A 26,119-nucleotide genomic window follows, 5' to 3' on the forward strand; every position below is an offset into this window, starting at 1 on the left:
TAGAATGGCATTTGATGTATTTTGATTTGTGCAAAAATACTTCTAATTATTTATTGATCTGTAGTTATTTTGTGTAAAAGTGGTTCGACTCCCGCCGTTTCCATACATTCATGAAAGTTAATTCGTATGCAAAAATAGCTACACTTTTTAGGTGTTTTTTATCCTTAGTTAAAAAACTCACCCATTCCTATAAACATGCTTACTGATATTTTTTGCCTAAAAATTGCACCAATAAGCACCAGAATAGAACGTTAGTTTGAGTTGTTTTTGAGTTATTCTACATAGAGGAGAATAACTCAAAATGTTGAGGGTATTGGGTCTAATGAATTTTGCGTTATCATTCTACAATGAGACGCTAAAATAACCATGTATACGGATATATCAATATATGGGTATATAAATAAACAAGTCTACAAATATATCATATATAGATATGTAAATATACAGGTATAGGATATATAAATGTATGAATATACAGGTGAATTTATGTAACCGTCAAGTAGAATTAAACAATTTTCCACAAATAATTTTAAACAGTTTTCTACAATTAAGATTCAACAGTTTGCTAAATTAAAATAATACCTTTCTGTATTTCATACGAATGCTATCCGTTTCGTTATCGAAAGTGATAATTTCACTCCTATGTAATAAACGGTCAAGTATAGCTGTTGTTAAAGTAGGATCACCAAGAAATTTTCCCCATTCATTTGGCCCTTTATTAGAGGTTAGAATGAATGCTGCTTTATCATATAAATCATAGATAAACTGGAAAAATAGATTGGCTTCCTGAGTCTCGTAAGTCATGTACATGACATCATCAATAATAATTAAATCCGAAGCTATAATACGTTTGTAGCGTATTTTAGATTTATTGATATATTCTTTTGTTTTTAAAATATACATAAGCTGATTCATGGAGACAAAGGATACTTTGTATCCTCTCTCCACAGCGTGTATTCCTAATGCAACGGATAAATGTGTTTTTCCTGCTCCTGTTGGTCCCATCAAAATTAAAGTAAAAAATTCTTCAATCCAATTCAGTTCTTTTAATACATTTAGTTGTTTTTCACCAAGAGCTGTTTGTTCCTTCAAATCATAGGTATCAAACGTCAATATTTCTGGGAACTCTGCCCATTTCATTAATCTCTCATTATTTTTCTGCTCTCTACATCGCATCTCATAGCTTAAGATTTCATAAACCAGTTCATGATATGTCCAATTCTTTGCTTCAGCTTCACGGAGTAAATTCGGTAATTCTTTAGCCGTCTCAGCGAGGCGCAAGGTACGACATTTATCTTGTAAAATTTCATAGGGATGATGATTCATTCATTTTCACCTCCAGATAAGACTTTTAAATAAATGTCTTCGGATCGTTCTGGTGCTGATAAATCTTTATACTTCTCATTCAATTCAACGATTTTAGGTGAACTTTTTTGATATTGTACAGATAATGCATGTGCAATATCCCGAAAATCATTTGCACTGGTCATTCCAAGTTTCTTCATTTCAGATAAAGCTTCCTCACAATGATTTGGGTAAATTCTGATGGCTTGTTGTAGTACTTTGAGTTGATCCACTAAATGACGTGGATATCGTTCTTTCAATTTGTGTATTAACCATTGAATATTCTCTTTATCTATGAATGTTTCTTGAATTTGATGAATTAAAAGATCTCGTTTACTTGTGCTATGTTCCCGATGGGAGGGATCTGTAATAATCAATCCTTTTCCTTAGGATATTCGGTGCTTTGCTAACTCCATCCCAGTTTCTTTCAGTCGAATAATTAACCAACCATCCTCTTCTTGTAAATAAGCAAGATTTGGGGCATCTGCTCTATATGTTCCTTTAGGAACGCTATATCGATTTCCTTCATAACGAATAACATTGTCCTTATGGATATTTCTTGTTATACTTGGAGTTGAAACATTTGCGAAAATGTAAGTACCAGAGACTTTCTTTAAGTGTTGCTTTTCCAGGGCGTGCACTTCAGAAGGTCTCTTTTTCGTATTATGATGAACTTTATAGTTTCCTGTTCTTTTCAACCAAGCGTGGCACGATTGATTCCAATCTGAAAGATGATCGAATACTCGATTTTTGCTAAAATTATTTTTTACAAATTTCACAACCTGTTCAATTTTACCTTTTGATTCCGGATCACTCTTTCTACATAAATAAACATTAAATTTACGGGTATGATGATATTTAGTAAATTCAGCTGTAAGAATTAAATCACCTGCATTTTCACTAACTGCTAATAACGCATCTTGGTCATAGACCATTTCTTCTGGCATTCCTCCAAAGTATTCAAATGCATTTTCATGCATTCGAATCATATCGGAAGTACGAAAAGGTCGATCGAGCCATTCTACATATTTATATCTTGAATGTGATAAAACAAATGCGATAAAATACAACTTTTTATTCTCACCTTGTCTGTTTTTGACGGTAGTTTGTCCAAAATCCACTTGAGCCTGTTTTCCCATTGGTAATTCTGGAACTACACTATATGTCCTCTGAACCTTTACCTTTGGAATCCGATAGTAATCCCTCATTTCGTTTAAATAATTTCGTACAGTGTTCTCAGCGACTTCCCTGAAACCTAACTTTTCTTCCAACCAATCATAAACTTGTGCAGCAGTTAAATCAGGATGTTCCTTCAACCACCCTAGAATTTGATCATGATAAGGGTCTAGTTTCTTTTCTCTTGTACGTAATGTACTTAAAAATTCTTCAAACTCATCAGTACTCATATTCAAATAATCTATCACTCTATTTCTTGAAATATTTAGTTTTCTTGCAATAGCACTCTTGGAGAATCCCTCTTTGTATAAACGATGAATCTCGATGTAAAGCATAAATCTGTTCACTCCTAATTCCTCACTTTCAATAGACTAGTAACAGTATATTTGAAAGTGATTGATGGTGGGGAAACTGTTTAATCTTATTTGGGGAATTCTGTTGAGTTCTATTTGTGGAAAACTGTTGATTCTAGTTTAGCGTTTACAATTTAATATACGTATATATATTTGTGGATATATTAAAATGTCTTTATGTGAATAAAAAGAATGAATGTAGGGGACTATAAATTGAATGTAAATTGACTGTAATTTTTATATTAAAATATAAAAATTATGATTTATTCTACAAAACTATAAAAAATTGATATATCAAGGTCCTGTGTAAGTTTATATAAAGTAGTAAAATTTGCGAATAAAAGAACGTAAAAAATACGGTCTCAAAGGCGCTCGTCGCGCACCACAATTCTCAAAACGTTAATTTATCAACGTTTACAGCCTTCTTCTCGGACAAGAGAAGAAGGCTGTTTTTAGTGCGCCTGGCATGGGTGTAATCTATAGGGTGTAAGTCCCGAACTGTGAAGGCAGAAGTAACAGTTAGCTTAACGCAAGGGTGTCCGTGGTGACGCGGAATCTGAAGGAAGCGAGCGGCAAACTTCCGGTCTGAGGAACACGAACTTCATATAAGGCTAGGTATCATTGGATGAGTTTGCTAAACAAAACAAAGTCCTTTCTGCCAAAGGTGGTACAGAGTAAATGAAGCAGATAGATGGAAGGAAAGATTACATTCTTACCCGGGGAGGTCTGGCGGATATGTGAAGTACGCTTCATAACCTACTTAGTGATAAGTAGCTGAACCGTCAGAAGTCAGCAGAGGTCATAGTATTAGTTGGTTTAGAACTACTAAGAAGGACCGAACAATTAAGAGAGAATAGCCCTTGGCATTCAGTGAGTCGTGATGAACACAGAAAACGTAGTACCTCACTTGAGGAAGGAAGCGGTGAATCCCGTGGGAGACCTCTTGGAGGGTGGAGTGACCACTGGCATAAAGAGAACAGCTATTCACGGAAGTTATAAAGACTTGCGTCAATCATCTTAATTGAACCGCCGTATACGGAACCGTACGTACGGTGGTGTGAGAGGACGGGAGTTAATCGCTCCCTCCTACTCGATTAAGGAAATATGTTTTTGATGCACTTTTGATGATCAGACAAGATTTTTTGATTCTTGGAGTTCACCGGACGACATCATTATAGTCGCTTTATTAACCTATGAATGTATAATAACGTTCAGGTCTTCCAATTTTTCCATATAAGTATTCCACTTTGATAATGCCTTCATTATATAAAAATTCCAGATATCTTCTGGCAGTGCTTCTGCTCAATCCAAGATTTTTCGCCAATCCCTCAGCGGTAATACCTTCTTTCGTGGTTTTTAAATAATTTAAAATCTTCTCTTTCGTTACTTCGTCGATTCCTTTTGGATTCAATTCTTTTATTGTAGTTGAAGTATTATTCCATAACTTATTAATATCTTCTTTACTTAATTTCGTGTTGGATGATAAAAGGATTTTTTTCGCCCGATAACGTTCTAAACATTCTTTGAATTGTTGAAAAGTTAATGGTTTCAGCAGAAAATCGACTACTCCGCTGTTATAGGCCATCTTTACAATGTCTACTTCAGAAGCTGCTGTTATTAAAATGATATCAACAGGCAATTTTTTCTTTTTAATGTATTCAATTAACTCTGTACCTAATTTTTCAGGAAAATAGATGTCCAATAAAACTAAATCAGGTTTCAGCGTTTCTAACCAGATTTTAGTTTCTTCCACATCGTTAGATATCCCCACAGTAGTAAATCCCTCAATTTTATTGATGAATTTCTCGTGAATATTGGCAATACGAATATCGTCATCTACAACTAAAACTTCGATATTCAATGTTCACACCCCTTTTGGTATACAAATGTAAAATAAAGCTCCGCCTAGATCCCCTTTTTCTAATGTAATATTTCCATTCAATTTTTCTATGCTTTCTAAAACAATTGATAATCCATAGCCCCGGTTTTCCGGATTTTTTGTAGAAATTCTTTTTTGCGTATAAGTATTTAACATTGAATAATCAATGCCATCCCCGGAATCTTCAACTTCAAAAATCAGTTCATTTTTTAGCTCACGGATATAAATGCGAACAACGCGATTTTCAACATCTAGATGTTCCACTGCTTCAAAAGCATTAATTACTAAATTTCCTAAAATCGAGATAATAATATGTTTATCGCTTATGGTCGTCAGCTTCCCACAATAACTGTCCTCATCCAAGATTAAGTTGACTTTTAATTCTTTAGCACGATTATAAAAACCAATAATTAAACCAATTAAAAAAGAGTCTTTAATATGTTTGGTGATAAATGCCAGTAAAGTGTTATTGCCAATACGCTCTTTATTAATGAGCCTTTGCACTTCCTCATATTCTTCCAACTCGATTAGTCCAGAAAGGGTATACAAAAAGTTATTGAATTCATGTGTTTGGGCACGCAATGATTCAATATATGTCTTTACCTGAGATAATTCCCTTGCAATTAAATCTACATCATCAAATAATTTAAAGCTAATGATGGCTCCTTCCAGTTCCTCATTATTTCTATAAGGCACGCTATTAAATATGATTTTTTCCTCTTTATAACGGATAGATCGATTCAATTCCGGTTTGCCGCTGGAAATCATATGATCGATATTCCGATCTTCAAAAACCTCCATGATATTTTTGTTTACGATGGTACTATCTAAATTTAAAATTTCTAAAGCGCGCTTATTGACATATGTAATACATTTATTACTATCTAAGATAATAATTCCTTCATGAATTGATTCTAAAATGGCATTTTTCTCCTTCAACAATAAACTAATTTCTGAAGGTTCATAATCAAGTAATTCTTTTTTAATGCCTGTTGCTAAAAAAGTTGAAACCAAAATAACAACGAAAAAGATTAAGATTAAACCAATGGCTAAATATTTGAAATAATTGAGATTCATTTCATAAATTTGGTCATACAAAAATCCAACCGATACAACACCAATAATGTCACCATTCTCATCTTTCACGGGAGCTTTTCCCCGTAAAGCTTTTCCCAGTGAACCTTCCGCGATGGAGACATAGGATTCCCCTTTGACTAAAGCGCGGTAGTTATCATTGCCCACCATTTTTTTGCCTATTTTATTAACATCCGGATGGGTATAACGGATGCCGTTTTCATCCCCAAGGACAACATATTCAGCACCTATCTGCTCCTTTATGTCTGTGGTGAATTGTTGCAGTTCTGGCGTGGGCTCCGATTTTTTCAATCCTTCGATAACAACGGGATGTTCAGCGACTAATTGTGCTGAACTTAGGGCGCGCTTGCCCAATTCATTTTTAACGGCTTCACTTAAATTGATAAAACCAAACACAAGCATAATTAAAATGATGATTAAAGCGAATATAAAATTATATTTTATAAAATAGTCCTTTATCGATTCACCATACATAACATCACTCCCCATACAGTCTATTTTTAATGTATTGACTATTAAATTCCCATTGTTCACTAAATTTTTTCTAATTCTGAAAAATGTTCTGATAGATATTATATTTAAAAAACACCTATAATAGCTACTTACTTTTCGCTCTTAGCGATTTATATATAGTCCCCTTTATCCTCATATTGGTAAGTTTCATCAACAATTTCTCCGAGTGTTCACCTTCCATGCCTTCGCTCCCTGACAATTCCATCGATAGAAGAAAATAATGTTCCCGTGAACAATATGATTTTTATTGCAATTATAGATAAAAAAGAGTTTATTTTCTAAATATTTAAAAAATATGTGGTGTGTATTTTAATAACGATATAAGCGTTTACAAAAGCGTTTACGATTCAAAAAAGGGGAGGAAAAATTCATGAAGAAGTGGGTTACGTTTTTGATAATCAGCATAGTAGCTGTTTTATTAACGGCATGTGGGAAGAGCGAAGGAAGTTCTTCCGGTTCAGGTAAAGGGAATTATCCAAACAGCACAATTACCATTGTTGCTCCAACAAGTGCTGGTGGGGGATGGGATTTAACAGCCCGTGCAATTGCCAAAAACTTATCTGAAACAAAATTAGTAGAAAAACCAATCGTTGTTGAAAACAAACCTGGTGGCGGCGGTGTCACTTTTATGGCTACATTTGCTACAAAAGAAGCCAATAATGATTACATGTTAATGGTTAAGTCACCACCAATTATTATCAATAACTTAAAAGCTGAAGGTAATAGTCAATTTGGATTCAGAGATACAACTCCATTAGCTCAGTTAACAAAAGACTATGGCGCAATCGCTGTAAAAGCTGATTCTAAATACCAAACTTTATTTGATTTATTAGAAGACATTAAACGAGATCCGAAATCCGTTACATTAGCTGGTGCTTCATCTCCAGGTTCTATGGACCATCTGATTACGATTTTGCCGGTTTATAAATATGGAATCGACCCAAAATCTGTTAAGTATGTTTCTTTTGATGGCGGTGGAGAATCCGTAGCCTTATTAGGTGGAAATGCAGATGCCATTGGTACAGACGTTTCTACAATTTCACAATATGTGAAAAGCGGACAAGTTCGCGTATTAGCTGTAACAGCTCCTGAAAGAGTTTCAATTGAAGGTTTGGAAGATGTGCCGACTTTAAAAGAATTAGGATTAGATACTGAATTTACAATTTGGCGTGGAATTTTTGGTCCAAAAGAAATGTCTCAAGAAGCAAAAGAATATTGGATTGAAAAACTTACAGCTTTAAATGAAACAGAGGAATGGAAAGAAGATTTAGCTCGCAATGGCTGGCAACAAGAATTTAAAAGCGGAGAAGATTTTGAGAAATTCTTAGAAGAACAAGAAGTGGTAATTAGCGACTTACTCAAAGCTTTAGGTATGCACAAATAATAATACAGGAGGTACCTGAGTGAATTTAAAATTCGATAAAATCAGCAGCTTAGTCTTTTTCATCCTTGGTTTATTTATATTTTTGGAGTCGAGAAAAATTTCGCAAAGTACTTTGGACACTGCAATTGGACCAGGTGTTTTTCCCGCGGTGATAGGCATTGCCTTAATGGTGCTTAGTGTTGTTTTGTTTATAGAAACTATCAAATTTAAAAAGACTTATAAAATCATTGAGAAAGAAACCGAGAAGGAATCAAATGATGAGGAAAGCCAATCCAATAAAAAAGTCTTTTTCATCATTATCATTTCTACATTCTTATATATTTTGTTTCTTGAAAAAATTGGTTATGTCATTACAACATTTCTGTTTTTATTTGTCGCATTTCAAACCCTTGAAAGATCAAAATGGATTACTTCGTTTATTGTAGCAGCATTATTTACAGGAACTATTTACGTAGGCTTTGTTAAAATCTTGGGCGGTAATCTCCCTGGCTTGCCATTTTAAAAGGGGGGTATATAGATGGATACAATAAATTATTTAATTGACGGATTTACTGTAGCTCTATCATGGTACAACATCTTGTTTGCGCTTCTTGGAGTCATCATCGGTACATTAGTAGGGGTTTTGCCTGGCATCGGCCCAATGAGTGGTGTTGCCTTACTCATCCCCGTAACAGCTACGCTCACTTCTGGGATGCCGCTAGAAAGTGCTGCTACAAGTTCAATCATCCTTTTAGCGGGTGTATATTATGGTGCAATGTATGGTGGCTCCACTACTTCCATTTTGCTGAATACACCTGGTGAATCATCTTCAGTTGTGACGACGCTAGATGGATACCAAATGGCACAACAAGGACGGGCAGGAAGTGCATTGGCTATAGCAGCAATTGGTTCATTTATAGCCGGCATAGTGGCGTTAATTGGATTGATTTTACTAGCAGAACCATTATCTAAATTAGCCATAGACTTTAGCCCAGCAGACTATTTTTCTCTTATGGTATTAGGATTGGCTGCTGTAAGCGGTTTAGCAGGGAAATCCATTACGAAAGCGTTAATTATGACATGCGCAGGTTTATTTTTAGGAACTATCGGAATTGATGTGGTGACTGGGGTTGCAAGATTTACATATAACCAGTCCGTACTATACAGCGGAATAGAGTTTTTAACTGTAGCAGTAGGATTATTTGCATTAGGTGAGGTATTTAAAACTATTTTGGAAAAAGATTATAAACAAGAGGAAATTTCCAAAATCAATCGAATTATCCCGACGAAAGAAGAAATGAAGGATAGTGCAGCTCCTATTGCGCGGGGTTCGATTTTAGGATTTTTATTAGGCGTACTTCCAGGTGCAGGAGCAACGTTATCTTCGTTTTTTGCCTATTCCCTGGAAAAGAAAGTGAATAAAAAACGAGACAAATTAGGAAAAGGGTATATTGCGGGAGTGGCTGCGCCAGAGTCAGCAAATAATGCAGCTTCTGGTGGAGCAATGATTCCTCTATTAACATTAGGCATTCCAGGATCCGGTACTACAGCTATATTAATGGGTGCGCTGATTATGTATAACGTGCAGCCAGGCCCCCTATTATTTGAAGAAAAACCAAATGTGGTTTGGGGCTTAATTGCCAGTATGTTTATTGGCAATGTCATGCTTCTTATTTTAAATTTGCCGTTAGTAAAAGTATTCGCCAAAATTATTGATACACCAAAGAAATATTTATTGCCTATTATCATTGCTATTTCAATTTTTGGTGTATATGCGGTTCAGTATACAACTTTTGATTTGATATTATTGCTTGTTTGCGGGATTTTGGGCTACCTTTTGTCAAAAAATGATTTTCCAGTTGCCCCGCTGGTTTTGGCATTGATTTTAGGGCCAATGATGGAGAGCAATATGCGGAGAGCACTTACAATCTCAAACGGGGATTATAGCGTCTTCATAAAAGAACCATTTTCATTAGCATTTTTAATTATTGCGCTTTTATGGATTTTTATACCATTGCTATTAAAAATGCGCGGTAAAAATGTAGTGATTAGCGATGAAGGATAATAAATAAGGATGGGGAAATGAGCATGGTAAAAACAAACGAAATTAAGGGGACAGATCGTCTATTAGAAGAAATAGCAGATTATGTCATGGATTATGAAATTACAAGTGAAGAGGCTTTCAAAACGGCCAGTTATATTTTAATTGATACAATCGGCTGCGGCATTCTTGCTTTGCAATATCCGGAATGTACAAAATTGTTGGGGCCAATCGTGCCAGGTACAATTGTTCCAAATGGAGCTCGTGTACCAGGTACCCCTTACGTATTAGATCCGGTTACTGCTGCATTTAATATCGGAACAATCATAAGATGGCTAGATTACAATGACACATGGCTGGCAGCTGAATGGGGCCATCCTTCTGACAACTTGGGAGGTATTTTAGCAGTAGCGGATTATATAAGCAATGTAAACATTTCAAAAGGAAAAGCGCCTTTAACGATAAAAGATGTTTTGGAAATGATGATTAAAGCCCATGAAATTCAAGGGGTTTTAGCGATTGAAAACAGTTTAAACCGCGTAGGTATTGACCATGTTCATTTTGTTAAAGTAGCTTCAACCGCTGTCATAACAAAAGCTCTTGGAGGGACAAAAGAAGAAGTCATCAATGCATTATCCAATGCTTGGATTGATGGAGCAAGTTTAAGAACTTATCGCCATGCACCAAATACAGGTTCTCGAAAATCTTGGGCCGCAGGGGATGCAACAAGCAGAGCTGTTCGGCTTGCGATGATGGCTGTAAAAGGAGAAATGGGTTACAGAACAGCCCTTTCAACAAAAACTTGGGGATTTGAAGATGTAGTTCTTAAAGGAAAACCATTAAAATTAGCCCAACCTTTAGGTTCATATGTAATGGAAAACGTACTATTTAAATTATATCCAGCAGAATTCCATGGACAAACAGCAGCTGAATGTGCAGTTAAATTACACAAAGAAGTGATCAACCGCTTAGATGAAATAGAGAAAATTCAAATTACAACCCAAGAATCAGCTATTCGTATTATTGATAAGGAAGGGCCATTGAACAACCCTGCTGACAGAGATCACTGCATCCAATACATTACAGCAATCGGGTTACTTTATGGTGATATCACGGCCGATCATTATGAAGATGAGACTGCAGCTGATCCTCGTATTGATGCATTGCGTGCAAAAATGTATACAGTGGAAAACGAGCAATATTCAAAGGATTATTTAGATCCTGAAAAACGTTCCATTGCAAATGCAGTCAAAGTATTCTTTAAAGATGGCACTTATATCGAAATGGAATGTGAATATCCAATTGGCCATAGATTTAGAAGAAATGAAGCATATCCGCTAGTGGACAAAAAATTCATGCAAAACGTGGCAACTAGATTCAGCCCAAAACAACTTGCTGAAATTGAAGAGAAATGCATCAATAAAGAGAAATTAATGAACTTGACAGTACCTGAATTTGTGGAACTATTCATCTAATTGGGGGGACAATATGCCTTGGATTATTGATCAGCCCTTAACCCAACAACAACTTTACGAGAATTTTAAAGAATTAGTGATTCAGGAAAGTATTTTGCAAATTCCTGGTGCACATGATGCAATGGCAGGGCTAATTGCTAAACAAGTAGGTTTTAAAGCTCTGTATCTTTCCGGAGCAGCATTAACTGCTTCAAAAGGATTGCCTGATTTAGGAATCGTTACATTAGATGAAGTAGTAAATCGCGCAAAAGAAATTATTCGTGCTACTCAATTGCCTTTACTTGTAGATATCGATACAGGGTTTGGCGGGATATTAAACGTAGCTAGAACCGCTGTTGAAATGGTAGAAGCAGGCGTAGCCGCAATTCAAATTGAAGATCAAGACTTGCCAAAAAAATGCGGCCATTTAAATGGCAAAAAGCTAGTTACAGCAGAAGAAATGGCGCAAAAAATTCATACAATTAAAAAAGTGGCACCATCATTGTATATTGTTGCGAGAACGGACGCTTTTGCTGTAGAAGGCTTGGATTCAGCTGTGAAACGCGCTGAATTATATATAGAAGCAGGTGCAGATGCAATTTTTCCAGAAGCGCTAGAAGACAAAAAGGATTTTATAAAATTTAAAGAAACTATTAAAGTTCCGTTATTAGCAAACATGACTGAATTTGGAAGGACGCCATATTATACAGCCGAACAATTTAAAAATATGGGATATAGTATGGTTATTTATCCTGTAACATCTTTAAGAGTTGCTGCAAAAGCCTATGAAAATGTATTTAAATTGATAAAAAATACGGGAACACAGATTGATGCTCTAAACAATATGCAATTGCGCAGTGAACTTTACGAGACAATATCTTACTATAAATTTGAAGAATTGGACCAAACCATCTCAAAAACTATTCTTTCCGATAAACAATAAGAGATAGAAAAATTTGGTGTGTTTTAGAAAGAAGTTCAAATAAGATGAAGCCTGTGAATTGTACAACTTGTATAATTCGCAGGTTTTTTTATTTGTTCAAAAACTTGGCTAAAAGAAGAAAACAGTGTTTTTCTATAACCTCTATATGCATGAATAAGCCTCTAGATATTCTAGATATATATATTGAAATTCACTAGCGTCGCATTAAAATAATTTAACACCTTCAAATAAACCGAATTTTCTGAAATATAATCTGAACACAAAAAAATCCTTTATAATGGTTGGGTGGTAGTAAACCATCCAAATCCAATACAAAGGACGAAACTATGGATAAGTCTACACGAAAAACATCATTTGAACAATGGTTTTCACCGATTAATCGTCCATTATTTGACGACCTAGTGAAAACACATCAATTAAATCACTATACCAAGAAGCTTTATATGGCTTCATTTATGAAACTGCTTTTGTATGCCCAACTCCATGAAACCGAGAGTTTACGGGCGTTGAGTGACGCTGTCTTTTTAGAAGAATTACAACGAGCAACGGGATTGGAATCGATTAGTTTTTCACAGTTAGGGAGACGAATCAATACCATCCCAACTGAGTTCTTTCAAACGATTTTTCTCGATTTAGTGGCACAAATTCACCGGAAAACCAATTTCCAAACAAGAAGAAAAGTGACAACGCCTTTGAAAATCATTGATTCGAGTACATTACCGCTTAATTTGACCAATCATCAGTGGGCAGAGTTTCGAAAAACAAAATCAGGAGTAAAGCTTCACTTACGACTTGTTTTTATGGAAAAAGGACTCTCCTATCCAGATAAAGCCGTACTCACGAATGCCAACGAACATGATCGTGGTCAACTAGAAGTATTCGTGGATGACAAAGAATGCATGTACGTGTTTGATCGTGGTTACTTGGATTATGGGCGCTTTGATCAAATGACGGAAGATGGCTATTTCTTTGTGACCCGTTTGCGTAAAAACGCTGTTGTCCGAGTGTTAGAATCCTTTTCGTTACCAGAAGATTCACCCGTATTCTCTGATGAAATGGTTGTCATTGGAACACCACAAAATCGTTCTGAAAACGTGTTTCGCTTACTCAAATTGCATGATACAAAAGGAAATGAGCTTCATTTACTGACAAATCGGTTTGACATTGACGCAGATGAAATTGCAGAAATCTACCAATCACGTTGGGCAATCGAACTTTTTTTCAAATGGATGAAACAACATCTGAACATTAAAAAGTTTTTTGGTCACAGTGAACAAGCTGTACATAATCAAGTGTACGTAGCCATGATAGTGTACTGTCTGAATGTTTTAGCTCAGTTGAACACGAATAGCGAACGGAGTTACTTACAAATTAGTCGCTATTTGAAGGCTTCTTTGTGGAAATCCGCTCACATTTGGTTACGAAAAATCGAAGGAAACGGCGTCCCATAAAGGTTTGCCAGTCGTTGTTGCACAAGTCATAGGTTATAGTAAAAAAATGGATGTTTACTACCCTCGCTTAGGTGTTTTCGTTTTTTCTCTAAAGTCCAGAAAAAATAAAACTGAAAATTCAGACATCATTTATGCGACGGTAGTGATTGAAATTAGAAATAATATTTAAAAAACAAAATATTTTAGGAAACTTTAGGAAAAAATACATTTGACAAAAATAAGGAGATTATGTTATGTATTAGTTAAATTTAATTTTCAGAAGATTATTTCAATTCTTTATATTAATATGAATTCGGTTCTCCAAAAAGGTTATTTTGAAAAAAACGTGTGTTCAATTAAATTTTTTTCATAGATTCATAAGCTAGCAAAAGAGGAGGTGGAAAATTGAGCAGCCAAAACAATGTGGTAACAATGAATAGTGAAGCTGTTTTAATGAATAAGCTGTCAGAGCCAGAGACCATTGCCCAATTAATTACCCTGCTTGATAATCTGGAAAAATTTAACGAATTGTTTAGCGTCATTGAGCAATTTATTTCCCGCAGTCCAGAGATGGCGGATTCTATTAACAGGTTAATTTTGGCTTTGCGAGAGGAATTACCAAAAAACAATTTCATTAGTAATTTGAAAAAAAGCGTCGATACTTTAATGCGTATTCAAAATCTAATTAACACTGAAGAATTCAAGAAAATTGAAGAAACATTACTGAATGAAAGAACGCTTAAATTAGTAAGCAATTTATGCAGTTCTGTATCAGAAGCTGCTTCCAAAGAAAATTACAATGTTTCAGGCAGCTCCGGCATTTTTGTATTGTTGAAAGAACTGACAAATCCAGAAATACAACCTGCTATCCATTTTGTTTTGAACTTCGCAAAAATATTTTCAAAGGAGCTTAAGAATGCATGAACTGTCTATTGCATATAGTCTAGTGCAATTAGCAGTAGAGACTGCAGAACAAAATCATTTAAAAAAAGTGGAAGCCCTTCGCTTAAAGTTAGGGGTATTTTCTGGTGTAGTCAAAGAAGCATTGGAGTTTTCTTTTGATATTGCAACAGAAGGAACCATCATTGAAGGAGCCCGCTTAATTATTGATGAAATTCCATTAAAAATCTATTGTCCACAATGTGAAAAAGAGTATGTGCTAAAGAAGCCAGTTCCAGTCAAATGCCCGAAATGCAGCATTGGAACGGATCAGATTTTAGAGGGAAAAGAAATCGAATTATATGAACTAGTAGGTGGTTAATATTGAGCCAAGCTATTGAGCAGCCTCGCATCGTTAAAATAAGAGAGAATGTGTTGAAGAAAAATGATATTTTAGCTCGAGAATTAAGAAAGCGCTTCCAAGAAAAGCAAGTTTACGTTGTCAATATAGTTTCAAGCCCTGGTTCCGGAAAAACAACATTGCTGACGGAAGTATTGGCACGGCTTAGCCAAAAATTTAATGTGGCAGCTTTAGTAGGAGATTTGGCAACAGAGAATGATGCCCATCGCCTAGAACAAAGCGGAGCAAAAGTAAAACAAATAACAACAGGAACAGTTTGTCATCTGGAAGCCCAAATGATCGAAGATTCCATAAAAAATTGGGATCTAAATCAGCTGGATTTTTTATTTATTGAAAATGTTGGAAATTTAGTTTGCCCTTCCAGTTATGACTTAGGTGAAAATTTACGGGTTGTCTTATTCTCTACAACGGAAGGCGAAGATAAACCCGAAAAATATCCGACAATCGTCAACAGCGCCGACATTGCCATTCTTACAAAAATAGATTTGCTAGAAGCGGTGGATTTTAATAAAGAATCATTTTATCAATCCATCTATCAATCTAGACCGAATATGAAAGTTTTTGAAGTATCAGCAAAAAAAGATATGGGAATTGATCAATGGATTGATTTCTTAATAGAAGAAAAAATGAAAGCTTTTAAAAAAATGGAGGTGTGAAGAGGTAATGGTAAATGTCTTTTGGATTCATGGAGGAGCCTGCAATGGAAACACACAATCCTTTTTAAATGCAGATGAACCTACCGTGATTGATTTAGTAACGGACTTTGGCATCAATATTCTTTATCATCATTCAGTTTCAATGGAATTTGGAAACCAGGTGAAAGAAATTTTAGACGACATCATTGAAGAACGTACGGAATTAGACATTTTAGTAGTGGAAGGCACCGTCATTCAAGGTCCGAATGGAACAGGCCGCTTCGATACGTTATTTGAACGCCCTAAAAAAGATTGGATTTATGATTTAGCCCATAAAGCCAAATTTGTTGTGGCTATTGGTGATTGTGCATGTTGGGGTGGAATTCCAGCAACAAGCCCGAATCCATCCGAATCAACGGGATTGCAATTCTTTAAAGATAAACCAGGCGGCTTTTTAACATCAGAGTTCCGTTCCAAAGCAGGTTTGCCGGTAATCAACATTCCAGGCTGCCCTGCCCATCCGGACTGGGTAACGCAAATACTTGTAGCGATTGCAACGGGCAGAACTTCTGATATTACACTGGATGAATATCACCGCCCTGAAACATTTTTTAAAACCTTTACGCAAACCGGCTGTACACGCGTTCAATATTATGAATATAAAGAACCGGTGGAAGAGTTTGGTCAAGGAACGAGAAAAGGCTGCCTCTTTTACGAACAAGGCTGCCGCGGTCCAATGACTCATTCATCTTGTAACCGCATTTTATGGAACCGACAATCTTCTAAGACAAGAGCAGGCATGCCGTGCATCGGATGTACAGAGCCGCAATTCCCATTCTTTGATCTTGCGCCGGGAACTGTATTTAAAACGCAAAAAATCTTGGGAACAATTCCAAAAGAAGTGCCTACAGGTATGGATTCACTAAGCTATTCAACGCATGCTGCCATCGCGCGCACAGTAGCGCCTAAATGGGCAAAAGAAGATATGTTTGTACCGTGATAATTGGAAGGGTTGTAAAAATTAAGGAGGGGAGAATTTGGCACAGCAAACAATTAAGGTACCTTCGTTAGGTCGTGTAGAAGGGGATTTAGACGTCAAAGTAAAAATTGAAGATGGTGTGGTGGTAGATGCTTGGACAGAAGCGACAATGTTTAGGGGATTCGAAAAAATATTAATTGGAAAAGACCCTCAAGCTGGCCTCATCATGACGCCAAGAATTTGCGGAATTTGCGGCGGAAGCCACTTGACAAAATCTGCCTATGCGTTGGATACGGCATTTCATACTGAAGTGCCACCAAATGCCACTTTGATAAGAAATATCGCACAAGCGGTGGAAACACTTCAAAGTATTCCACGATGGTTCTACGCATTGTTTGCCATTGGGTTAACGCATAAAAACTATCAATCTTCTTCCTTATATGAAGAGGTAACGAGAAGATGGGCACCGTTTGTTGGAGTGAACTATGAAAAAGGAGTCATTCTTTCAGCAAAGCCGGTGGAAATTTATGCAATATTTGGAGGGCAATGGCCACATTCCAGCTTTATGATTCCTGGTGGGGTTATGTGTGCTCCAACTTTATCAGATGTGACACGTTCCATCTCCATTTTGGAATATTTCCGGAAAAATTGGCTGGAAGATGTTTTACTTGGCTGTTCAATGGAAAGATGGCTCCAAAACAAAACTTGGTCCGATGTGCTTGAGTGGTTGGAAGAAAAAGAAGAGCATTATGAATCCGATTTAGGATTGTTTATTCGTTACAGCCAAGAAATCGGATTAGATAAATATGGAGCTGGACCAGGCAAATATTTGGCTGCTGGAAGTTTCCCGCATCCTGAGAAATTTATGCATCCAACAATTGAATCAAGAAATAGTGCATTGATTGCCCGTTCTGGTGTATACGATGGTGAGAATTTCTATGATTTTGACCAAGCCCGAGTTCGCGAAGATCACACACATTCCTTCTATGAAGGAACGGGTTCATACCATCCATTTGAAGGATTTACAAATCCACTTGATCCAGAAGAAGGGCTAAAACAAGGAAAATATACGTTTGCAAAAGCTCCACGCTATTTATTGGATAACGGAGAAGAGACGCCGTTAGAAGTTGGACCGCTTGCAAGACAATTGATGGTTGCTCGGGAAGGCGCGGAAGATTGGCAAGATTATGATCCATTGATTTACAACATTGTAAAAGAAATTGGACCAAGCGTGATGGTTCGCGTGTTAGCTCGATTCCATGAAGCACCAAAATATATTCGTTATGTACAAAATTGGTTAAAGCAAATTGACTTGAATGAGAAATTCTACATAAAACCAGGCGAATTAATTGAAGGAAGAGGTTTTGGAGCAACGGAAGCAGCGCGAGGATTTTTAGCCGATTGGATTCAAGTGAAGGACGGAAAAATTGAAAAGTATCAAATTATTACACCGACTGCATGGAATATTGGACCACGTGACCGCTTTGGCCAAAGAGGACCAATCGAAACGGCATTGATCGGCACACCAATTAAAAATCCGGAAGATCCGATCGAGCTGGCACATATTGCACAAGGCTACGACTCTTGCCTTGTATGTACAGTCCATGCATATGATGCAAAAACGAATAAACAATTAGCAAAGTATCGTGTAACGAATTTTTAAAAGTTAGAGATGCATTAAATGCAAACAAAACTATTAGAGGGCACTTTTCTCATAAGCCCTCTAATTTATTCATAAAAGTAATCATTAATGGGGGACAGCATGATTACAATTATAGGCTGCGGTAATTTGATTCGAAAAGACGATGGAGCTGGTCCGATTTTAATACGAAAATTATGGGATTTAGGTGTTCCTTCGCATGTGCGCTTAGCGGATGGAGGAACGGCGGGAATGGATGTTGTATTCCAAATCGGAAAAGCTGAAGAATTGATCATTATTGATGCTTGCACAACAGGAGCTGAACCGGGGACGGTGTTTGAAATACCCGGTGAGGAAGTGGAGGAAACGCCGTTAGAGAATATCAACTTGCATGATTTTCGCTGGAATCATGCCATTGCCATGGGAAAATGGCTTTTGAAAAATGACTTTCCAAAAAAAGTAACGGTCTATTTAATTGAAGTTCAGGATTTATCTTACGGTACGGGGCTTTCGCCAGCAGTGGATGAAAGTGTAAACAAACTAGCCAAAAAAATCATTCGGAAAGTATCAGGTGAAGAAATTGAAGTGTCAAATAACTGAGAGTGGCTATTTACATATCCCTGCAGAAATTGCACAACAGTATTTTACGACTGGGGCAGTGATCGCCCTTTTGAAAGGAAAAGAACTGCTGATCATGCCAGTGAATTATGTAGGAGCTGGCGGGTTAATTTTAAAATATCGCAATGCCAAAGGAGACCGTTCTGTATTGCTTTCCGAACTTTTGCCGGAAGATGTGGACTATGGTATGCGTGACGTCCAGTGGGATGAAGAAGCATTGGCGCTTCGGATACCACTTTATATAACGTAAGATTGCCCGATGTTTTTTGGCATAGAAAATCTTTGAGGGTATGCTCGGACAATTTCCCGTCATTGGAACGGGAATACCCGAGATCCCCCCACTTATTGATAAGCGAAATTTTGTAGTGGATTGGATGGAAGGGGAGTGTCAAAATGTTAAAACGTCAGCCAATTGGTGTATTTCCAGGTACAGCAGGATTCTTTTTATTGCCTCCCATTGATCATGCGGATACCATTATGCCTTCTTTACTGCAAGGTTTTATGCCAAAACCTTGTCCGAAAGAATGGCAATTTTTTTTAGCTGCAATTGAAGGAGAACCGGTTGAGAGAGTAGAGGAGTTATTGCCTGAAACACCGGAAAGCCATTTTAATCGATTTATTTTATATCCAGAGAAAGAATATTACGAAAAAGCAAAATCCATGTTGGAAGAAGATTTGCTTTTGCTTTTAGATGCAGTTGCCTGGCGTTTCAATATGAAACAAGAACCTCCCTGCTATGATGACAAAACAGTTGGCGAAATTCGCGCTTTCATTTTAGCAACCCATGCGTATGATGCTTTTCAACAGAACAACTGGATAAAAGGAATTGAACTATTAGAAGAAGCTGCTCAAGCTGTCCAGGATATTTCACCGATTTTTTCAGCAAGGCTGCTAAGTGAAGCGGCTTCAACGAAACAATCATTAGGAATGGTAGACAAGCAGTTAATTGAGTTATATAAAACAGCATTAAAACTAATCGAACAATCGCCTTTTGAAGATATGCGTGCAGAATTGACTTTTCAGCTAGGAACAGCTTATCAGGAATTAGCAGATGGCAATAAAACCTATTATCAGGAATCCATCAAATGCTATAACAAAGCATTAAAAACGTTCAGGAAAGATCAATATCCTGAAAACTACGCCATGATTCATATGAATTTAGCTTTGTCTTATATAGCGATGCCGCCCAATGCCCATAATTATCAATTAAAAAATGCAATGGCGATTCAGTCTCTTCGGGAAGCATTGCGTTATCTGGATAAAGAGAGCCATAGGGATTTATGGTGCAGTGCAACAATTAATTTAGCCAATGCATTGCAATATGCTAAGTCTTCCCACATTGAAGATAACTTATGGGAAGCTGTGGCGCTTTATGAAGATGTGTTAAAAGTGCGCAGGAAGGAAACAGATCCTCATGGCTATGCACGGCTTGTCGCAAATCAAGGTACAGCCCTCTCTCATCTGGGCGCGTTCTCCAGCGCGGTTCCAAAACTAACCGAAGCAAAACAAATTTTTAAAGAGCTTGGTGATAAGGAATCTGCAAAAGTTGTGGAGGATATGTTGCAGGAAATCAGGATGAAACAAGAAGAACTTTCCAAACAGTAGCGGGGGAAGCTAGTGAGCGATTATGAAAAACAATATTTTAATACATTGCTGCAAATAGCAACAGAGCGATTGGTAGAGCGGGCCGTTCAACGGTCGGAAGGTGCAGAAAAAGCTTTGCGCCTGCTGCGTACAGACCCTTATGGCAACGGGATATGGCTGGATAAATTCATCAATGCTTTTTTTGAGGAATTTTTACTTGATAATACTGCTGGTTCTTGTTTTATCTTGCAAGCATTATCAAAAAGGCGTTATAACTTAGAATTATTGCCTCAACAAGCGTTAACGGTGGAAGAAATTATCAAGAAGATGGCAAAAGAAGTGTTTGGGGAGCTGTTAAAACAAAAGGCAGAGGAATTGCTTGAACAGCATGTAGCTTTTGGGGGGTGAACCTTTTGAAAACACCATCGAGAAGTGTAGAGGATTTGACAGGGCGGATCGATCAAATTTTAAGAGAGATACGGGACATGGATTTTACGGACTATCAACTGAAAAAAATCATGGAGTTAAAAAAAGCCATTGAAGCTTTTCATGAAGATGCCCTAAGAAAGCTAGTCAAAATTGTGCGCTCAACGGATGAAGGAAAAAGGTTGATGATGGAGGCGATTGAAGACCCTTCTGTCTATACGATGCTTTTATTGCATGGAATTATTAAACAAAACTTATATACAAAAGTCGCAGCGGTTATGGAAGAGATTCGGCCTTATTTAAACTCCCACGGCGGCAATATTGAATTAGAGAAAATAGAAGACAATGTGGTCTATGTACGAATGCAAGGAGCTTGTTCGGGGTGTTCCTTATCGGCGGTGACATTAAAAAGTGGAGTGGAAGAAGTCATCAAAACTCGGGTTCCGGAAATTGAAAGAGTTGAGATGGTGAACGAGTTATCTCCGGGCTTTATGCCATTTCATCAACAAGTGGACGAGAGGAGCTTATTAGAATCAGGTTGGAGAGAAGGGCCAAATATCAAAGAGCTTCAAGAGAATAAACCCTATTACATCACGATTGATGGCATAGATGTGTTGCTCATTATTATTGATAACAAAGTAATGGCTTACCGAAATCGATGCCCTCATAAAGGAACCCCTTTTACACAAGAGGCAGTTGAGCAAGAAGGAAATATGTTTTTAATCGGGCATGACGAAACGTTTCGCTTTGACTTAACCAATGGGGAATGTATAACTGTCCCATATATTCAATTAGAACCGTTTCCTGTCCGAATAGAAAATCAAAAAGTGTGGATTAGAACCGGGAATGGGGGGATTGTAGATGTGCTTAGCGATTCCAGGAAAAATCATTGAGCTTTTGGATGACAATTTGGCGATGATTGATGTTTCAGGTGTTAGACGTAAAGTCAACATCAGTTTAATCAAACACGAAAATGTGCAAGTAGATGACTGGGTGTTAATCCACGTCGGTTTTGCAATGAATAAAATTAGTGAAGAACAAGCGAAAGAGCAATTACAGCTGTTAGCGGAAATTGGAGAAGAACAGGAAGCATTAGCAGAAGTGAAAGGCTATCAATTTGAATAAGTGGGTATGATTGGGGGATAAACATGAAAATGCGATTTGTGGATGAATTTCGCAATCCTGAACTCATCCGAAAAACTTTAGATGAAATTGAGCGAATCATCGAGCCGGATGACCATTTCCGTATTATGGAAGCATGCGGGGGGCATACCTATTCCATTTTCCATTTCGGTTTACAAGAATTATTGCCGAAAAATATTGAGTTTATACATGGACCAGGTTGTCCTGTTTGTGTTCTTCCTCCAGGTCGTGTGGATGAAGGATTGGAGATTGCATCCAAAAATTCGGATGTGATTTTTACAGCTTTTGGGGATGTGATGCGAGTGCCCGGAAAAAAAGGCTCGCCTTTAAACTACAAAGCGATGGGTACAGATGTGCGGATGATTTATTCCCCTCTTGATGCATTAAACATTGCCATGAAAAATCCAGATAAAAAAGTAATATTATTCGCAATCGGTTTTGAAACGACGGCGCCTTCTACGGCCATTACGGTGTTAAAGGCAAAAGAATTGGATATCGACAACTTTTTCGTCTATTCCAACCATGTAAAAATCGTACCTGTTTTAAAATCCATCTTAGATCAGCCTAATATGAGGATTGATGGTTTTATAGGACCGGGGCATGCATCAGTCGTCATTGGCGCCCACCCTTATGAAACTATTGCAAAAGAATATAAGAAGCCGGTTGTGATTTCTGGATTTGAACCGTTGGATTTATTACAGTCCATTTTAATGTTAATCAAACAATTGAAAAACGGGGAATCCAAAGTGGAAATTCAATATAAGCGGGTTGTGATGGAAGGAGGCAATGTTTCTGCGCTCGAAATCATGAATCAAGTGTTTGAAGACCGTCCAGCATTCGAATGGCGCGGATTAGGAGCGATTCAAAATTCTGCATTGAAGCTAAAGCCAGAATTTTCTAAATGGGACGCAGAAGTGCAATTTAATGTTGAAAAAATCACGATTGAAGAAAATAAAGATGCCCAATGCGGCGAGGTGTTAAAAGGAATGCTCAAGCCAAATCAATGCAAATTGTTTGGAAAAGTATGCACGCCAGACAATCCTGTCGGCGCTCTCATGGTTTCTTCTGAAGGGGCGTGTGCAACTTATTACAATCATCTCTATTCAACCATGAGCTTATAACATTTTATCAAGGAAAAAGGAGTCGTTGCCATGCTGAAAGAGAAAATCGCATTTAGAGAACCAACCATTCAACTAGCCCATGGAGCCGGCGGGAAGGCAAGCAGGAGGTTAATTGAGGGACTATTAGCGCCATATTTAAATGTTAGTGAATTAAATGATGCGGCCTATGTCCAAATCGATCAAGCCCAAATTGCTTTTACAGCAGATAGTTTTGTAGTGAATCCATTGAGATTTCCAGGAGGTTCCATTGGTGAGCTAGCAATCAATGGAACGGTAAATGATCTTGCAATGGGCGGTGCGAAACCACTGGCAATTGTGACAACTTTCATCATCGAAGCAGGTCTGGAAACAGAAATATTGGAAGCTGAAATAAAAGCCATGCATGAAGCGGCGGAAAAAGCAAATGTGGCCATTGTAGGCGGCGATACAAAAGTGGTCGAACATCAAAAAGCGGACAAGCTGTTTATTACAACAGCAGGCATTGGTTTGGTGGATTCAAGAGTCAATTTATCAGCAGGCAGGGTGAAGCAAGGAGACAAAATCATTCTCTCAGGGCCTATTGGAGATCATGGCATCACCATTCTCTTTGCCCGGGGAGAACTTGACTTAGAGGCAAATATCAAAACAGATACCCGTGCAGTTTGGCCCTTTGTTTCGAAACTGATTGATGCTGCAGCACCGGGATTAAAATGGATGCGAGATCCAACCCGTGGAGGAATGGCGACGGCTTTAAATGAACTAGCAAGAGATGCAAAAGTGGCAATCATGCTTGAAGAAGAAGCCATCCTAGTGAATCCAGAAGTTCGCGGCGCTTGTGAAATACTAGGTCTTGATCCTATGCATATAGCAAACGAAGGACAATTCATTGCTGTTGTTAGTGAGGAATATGCCGATACCGCATTAAAAGCCATTCAACAAGTTCCAGGTGGAGAACAGGCAGCCATCATTGGAGAAGTGTTTGAAAGCGACCGCCATATTGTCCTTTCCCGCTCTTCCTATGGAGGAACGCGTGCGATTGATATGTTAGTCGGTGATCCGCTCCCACGGATATGTTAGCAATCTTTCCTAGAAAGAGAGGAATAAAAATGACAACGCCATATCGTACAATGACCTATACTTTTTTACCTGATACTGCTATTTGCGATGATTGTTTAAAAGAATTGTTTGACCCGGAAAGTAAACGTTATTTATATCCATATATCGGCTGCCCTAATTGCGGACCAAGATATGCGTTAATGAAAAATGTCCCATTTGAACGCCAAAATACAACCATGGCGGATTGGGAAATGTGCCCATCCTGCAAAGAGGAATATGAAAATCCGCAGAACCGCCGATATCATGCGGAATTAAACTGCTGTCCGCAATGCGGTCCAAACTATTATCTGTTTGAAAATGGACAACGTGTTGAAGGTGAAGAGATGTTCCGGCGGGTAGCCGAACTGTTGAATGCCGGGGAAACCCTTCTTGTGAAAAACAATGGCGGCTACCATTTAGTATGTGATGCCTTTAATGGCAAAGCGGTTCAAGTCATGAGAAATAAATTGGGCCGCCCACGAAAAGCCTTTGCCATCATGGTAAAAGATTTGGAGGCAGCAAAAGAAATTGTTCATTTATCTGAAAAGGAAGAAGAGATTTTACTATCGAAAAGACGTCCAATTTTGCTTGCCAAATCAAAGAATGAAGAATTGAGCTCCATCGTTGCGCCGAACAATACAGACATCGGCCTCATGGTGCCTTATACAGGATTGCAGCATCTTTTGTTCCACTTTGGCGCGCCGCGTTACATCGTGATGACGAGCGCCAACTATCCCGGAGAACCGACGATTCATAAAGATGACCAATTAACGGGATTGATGGAAGATTTCCAATGTGCGGCTTTGATCGGTGAACGTGAAATCGAGCGGAGCGTTGACGACACGGTATTGAAAGTGACGAAACTCGGAGCGGTGCCTTTCAGAAGATCCAGGGGCTATAACAACTTGCTGGATATCGCGTTGCCTTCTTCCCGCCCGATTTTAACGGTCGGCGCAGATTTAAAGAGCACCATTACACTGGTAAAAGACCAGAAAGTCGTTATGAGCCACCATCTTGGCGACATGACGAAATATGGCACACAGTTGAAGTTTGAACGGACAGTGAAGGATTATTTGGCCATCCATGGGGTGGACTTGAGCGAAACCATTATCGGTTATGATTTACATCCGGAATACTTTACAACGAAATTCGCCCAAACATTGGAAGGCTGTCAACATGTCGCTGTGCAACATCATAAAGCCCATCTTGCCTCCATATTGGCGGTGAAAAATAAACTGTCCGAACGGGTTGTTGGCATTGTTTTTGACGGTGCTGGATTTGGTGAAGATGGAGAAATTTGGGGCGGTGAAATCTTTGTTGGAAGCGTACAAGAAGGCTTCGCACGACGCGGCCATTTAAGAAAAGCATCTTTAATTGGCGGAGATGCCGCAGCAACATATCCGCTTCAAGCATTAGCTGGATTTATTGGGGATTTTGACAAAGACTTGTTTGATCGGCTGCAGCTTCCGGATCCGTTCCCGAAAGCGCTGAAAATTAAGGAAAACAATATTCGGACATTTCCGACAACGTCTGTAGGCAGGTTATATGATGCGGTGGCGGCATTACTAGGTTTCCATTTGGACAACTCTTTTGAGGGGGAAGCGGCTATAGCATTGGAGTATTTGGCCAGCCAATCCAAAGTGGAAGAAGTCTACACATTCCCTTGGACGGGTGAAGAATTAGACTATCGCCCATTATTTGAAGAAATGATTCAATCAAAGCTGAAAGGCCAATCGCCATCAGTGATTGCAAGGGGATTCCATCGCAGTTTGGCCCAGGCGGTTGTGGATGTGATTCAGTCCCTTTGTGAAGAATATGATACGAATTACGCCGTATTGTCCGGCGGGGTGTTCCATAATAGTCTGCTGGTTTCCGACATTTTCGATTTATTGGAAGGTTCAAAGATTGAAATTTTATATGATGATGAAGTTCCATTGGGCGATAACTGCATCAGTTTGGGACAAGCAGCCATTCTTTCAGCAACAATCATTGAATAAAAGGTGAGCACT

General features: G+C 38.0%; 26 protein-coding genes and 1 pseudogene. 22 read left to right on the top strand and 5 right to left on the bottom strand.

Going from position 1 to position 26,119, the window contains the following annotated elements:
• Window positions 1–570: 570 nt before the first annotated feature.
• From istB to istA, 3 genes are read right to left on the bottom strand one after another with little or no spacing between them, the layout of a single operon-like run.
• Window positions 571–1,326, bottom strand: coding sequence for an IS21-like element helper ATPase IstB (gene istB, locus UtA1_RS03790; RefSeq protein ID WP_016839664.1), 756 nt, complete (start codon window positions 1,324–1,326; stop codon window positions 571–573).
• Window positions 1,323–1,721, bottom strand: a complete 399-nt coding sequence (locus tag UtA1_RS17610; protein WP_232019834.1) for a hypothetical protein — start codon at window positions 1,719–1,721, stop codon at window positions 1,323–1,325. The genes istB and UtA1_RS17610 overlap by 4 nt, the downstream gene beginning before the upstream one ends.
• A 9-nt stretch (window positions 1,722–1,730) precedes the next feature.
• On the bottom strand, window positions 1,731–2,855 hold the full coding sequence (gene istA, locus UtA1_RS03795) for an IS21 family transposase (protein WP_232019835.1): 1,125 nt from the start codon (window positions 2,853–2,855) through the stop codon (window positions 1,731–1,733).
• Between the two features lie 352 nt (window positions 2,856–3,207).
• Here istA and rpsI point away from each other — a divergent pair.
• Window positions 3,208–3,276: pseudogene (gene rpsI, locus UtA1_RS03800) on the top strand (30S ribosomal protein S9); the annotation flags it as partial.
• 474 nt (window positions 3,277–3,750) lie between these two features.
• The gene (locus UtA1_RS16980; RefSeq protein WP_172597779.1) at window positions 3,751–3,894 is read left to right on the top strand and encodes a hypothetical protein; all 144 of its coding nucleotides are present in this window, start codon (window positions 3,751–3,753) and stop codon (window positions 3,892–3,894) included.
• 165 nt (window positions 3,895–4,059) lie between these two features.
• On the opposite strand, the gene UtA1_RS03810 is transcribed toward UtA1_RS16980, so the two are convergent.
• On the bottom strand, window positions 4,060–4,734 hold the full coding sequence (locus tag UtA1_RS03810) for a response regulator (RefSeq protein ID WP_096550084.1): 675 nt from the start codon (window positions 4,732–4,734) through the stop codon (window positions 4,060–4,062).
• 3 nt (window positions 4,735–4,737) lie between these two features.
• Window positions 4,738–6,321, bottom strand: coding sequence for an ATP-binding protein (locus UtA1_RS03815; protein WP_096550085.1), 1,584 nt, complete (start codon window positions 6,319–6,321; stop codon window positions 4,738–4,740).
• A 409-nt stretch (window positions 6,322–6,730) separates the two neighbouring features.
• Here UtA1_RS03815 and UtA1_RS03820 point away from each other — a divergent pair, with 409 nt between their 5' ends.
• From UtA1_RS03820 to hypF, 20 genes are all read left to right on the top strand, one after another.
• Window positions 6,731–7,744 (top strand): tripartite tricarboxylate transporter substrate binding protein, encoded by a 1,014-nt coding sequence (locus UtA1_RS03820; RefSeq protein ID WP_096550086.1) that lies wholly within the window; start codon window positions 6,731–6,733, stop codon window positions 7,742–7,744.
• Between the two features lie 19 nt (window positions 7,745–7,763).
• A complete protein-coding gene (locus UtA1_RS03825) occupies window positions 7,764–8,246 on the top strand; it encodes a tripartite tricarboxylate transporter TctB family protein (protein ID WP_096550087.1) in 483 nt (160 codons plus the stop codon).
• Window positions 8,247–8,261: 15 nt separating this feature from the next.
• The gene (locus UtA1_RS03830; protein ID WP_096550088.1) at window positions 8,262–9,788 is read left to right on the top strand and encodes a tripartite tricarboxylate transporter permease; all 1,527 of its coding nucleotides are present in this window, start codon (window positions 8,262–8,264) and stop codon (window positions 9,786–9,788) included.
• 23 nt (window positions 9,789–9,811) lie between these two features.
• Window positions 9,812–11,239, top strand: a complete 1,428-nt coding sequence (locus tag UtA1_RS03835) for a bifunctional 2-methylcitrate dehydratase/aconitate hydratase (RefSeq protein ID WP_096550089.1) — start codon at window positions 9,812–9,814, stop codon at window positions 11,237–11,239.
• 13 nt (window positions 11,240–11,252) lie between these two features.
• Window positions 11,253–12,161, top strand: a complete 909-nt coding sequence (gene prpB / locus UtA1_RS03840; protein WP_096550090.1) for a methylisocitrate lyase — start codon at window positions 11,253–11,255, stop codon at window positions 12,159–12,161.
• Window positions 12,162–12,487: 326 nt separating this feature from the next.
• Window positions 12,488–13,612, top strand: a complete 1,125-nt coding sequence (locus UtA1_RS03845; RefSeq protein WP_096550091.1) for an IS4 family transposase — start codon at window positions 12,488–12,490, stop codon at window positions 13,610–13,612.
• A gap of 384 nt (window positions 13,613–13,996) precedes the next feature.
• The gene (locus tag UtA1_RS03850) at window positions 13,997–14,515 is read left to right on the top strand and encodes a DUF1641 domain-containing protein (protein ID WP_096550092.1); all 519 of its coding nucleotides are present in this window, start codon (window positions 13,997–13,999) and stop codon (window positions 14,513–14,515) included.
• On the top strand, window positions 14,508–14,852 hold the full coding sequence (gene hypA, locus UtA1_RS03855; protein ID WP_096550093.1) for a hydrogenase maturation nickel metallochaperone HypA: 345 nt from the start codon (window positions 14,508–14,510) through the stop codon (window positions 14,850–14,852). The genes UtA1_RS03850 and hypA overlap by 8 nt, the downstream gene beginning before the upstream one ends.
• Window positions 14,853–14,854: 2 nt before the next feature.
• The gene (gene hypB / locus UtA1_RS03860) at window positions 14,855–15,547 is read left to right on the top strand and encodes a hydrogenase nickel incorporation protein HypB (protein WP_210730816.1); all 693 of its coding nucleotides are present in this window, start codon (window positions 14,855–14,857) and stop codon (window positions 15,545–15,547) included.
• A gap of 7 nt (window positions 15,548–15,554) precedes the next feature.
• Complete coding sequence (locus UtA1_RS03865) at window positions 15,555–16,526, top strand: hydrogenase small subunit (protein ID WP_096550094.1); 972 nt, start codon at window positions 15,555–15,557, stop codon at window positions 16,524–16,526.
• A gap of 37 nt (window positions 16,527–16,563) precedes the next feature.
• Window positions 16,564–18,168: a nickel-dependent hydrogenase large subunit gene (locus UtA1_RS03870; RefSeq protein ID WP_096550095.1), complete on the top strand. Its 1,605-nt coding sequence runs from the start codon at window positions 16,564–16,566 to the stop codon at window positions 18,166–18,168.
• 99 nt (window positions 18,169–18,267) lie between these two features.
• A complete protein-coding gene (locus UtA1_RS03875; protein WP_096550096.1) occupies window positions 18,268–18,744 on the top strand; it encodes a hydrogenase maturation protease in 477 nt (158 codons plus the stop codon).
• Window positions 18,725–19,012 (top strand): hydrogenase maturation protease, encoded by a 288-nt coding sequence (locus UtA1_RS03880; RefSeq protein ID WP_096550097.1) that lies wholly within the window; start codon window positions 18,725–18,727, stop codon window positions 19,010–19,012. Before UtA1_RS03875 ends, UtA1_RS03880 begins: the two co-directional genes overlap by 20 nt.
• A gap of 143 nt (window positions 19,013–19,155) precedes the next feature.
• Window positions 19,156–20,367, top strand: coding sequence for a tetratricopeptide repeat protein (locus UtA1_RS03885; RefSeq protein WP_096550098.1), 1,212 nt, complete (start codon window positions 19,156–19,158; stop codon window positions 20,365–20,367).
• Between the two features lie 12 nt (window positions 20,368–20,379).
• The gene (locus UtA1_RS03890; RefSeq protein WP_096550099.1) at window positions 20,380–20,754 is read left to right on the top strand and encodes a hypothetical protein; all 375 of its coding nucleotides are present in this window, start codon (window positions 20,380–20,382) and stop codon (window positions 20,752–20,754) included.
• Window positions 20,755–20,759: 5 nt separating this feature from the next.
• Complete coding sequence (locus UtA1_RS03895) at window positions 20,760–21,665, top strand: NifU family protein (protein ID WP_232019893.1); 906 nt, start codon at window positions 20,760–20,762, stop codon at window positions 21,663–21,665.
• Window positions 21,634–21,897, top strand: a complete 264-nt coding sequence (locus UtA1_RS03900; protein WP_096550100.1) for a HypC/HybG/HupF family hydrogenase formation chaperone — start codon at window positions 21,634–21,636, stop codon at window positions 21,895–21,897. The genes UtA1_RS03895 and UtA1_RS03900 overlap by 32 nt, the downstream gene beginning before the upstream one ends.
• 23 nt (window positions 21,898–21,920) lie before the next feature.
• Window positions 21,921–23,036 carry a hydrogenase formation protein HypD gene (gene hypD, locus UtA1_RS03905; RefSeq protein WP_232019894.1) on the top strand — a complete coding sequence of 372 codons (1,116 nt, stop codon included), beginning with the start codon at window positions 21,921–21,923 and terminating at the stop codon, window positions 23,034–23,036.
• Window positions 23,037–23,066: 30 nt separating this feature from the next.
• On the top strand, window positions 23,067–24,092 hold the full coding sequence (gene hypE, locus UtA1_RS03910) for a hydrogenase expression/formation protein HypE (protein ID WP_096550101.1): 1,026 nt from the start codon (window positions 23,067–23,069) through the stop codon (window positions 24,090–24,092).
• A gap of 29 nt (window positions 24,093–24,121) precedes the next feature.
• Window positions 24,122–26,107: a carbamoyltransferase HypF gene (gene hypF, locus UtA1_RS03915; protein WP_172597820.1), complete on the top strand. Its 1,986-nt coding sequence runs from the start codon at window positions 24,122–24,124 to the stop codon at window positions 26,105–26,107.
• Window positions 26,108–26,119 lie beyond the last annotated feature (12 nt).

The organism is Ureibacillus thermosphaericus (assembly GCF_002370195.2).
In the GTDB taxonomy this organism is placed as follows: domain Bacteria; phylum Bacillota; class Bacilli; order Bacillales_A; family Planococcaceae; genus Ureibacillus; species Ureibacillus thermosphaericus.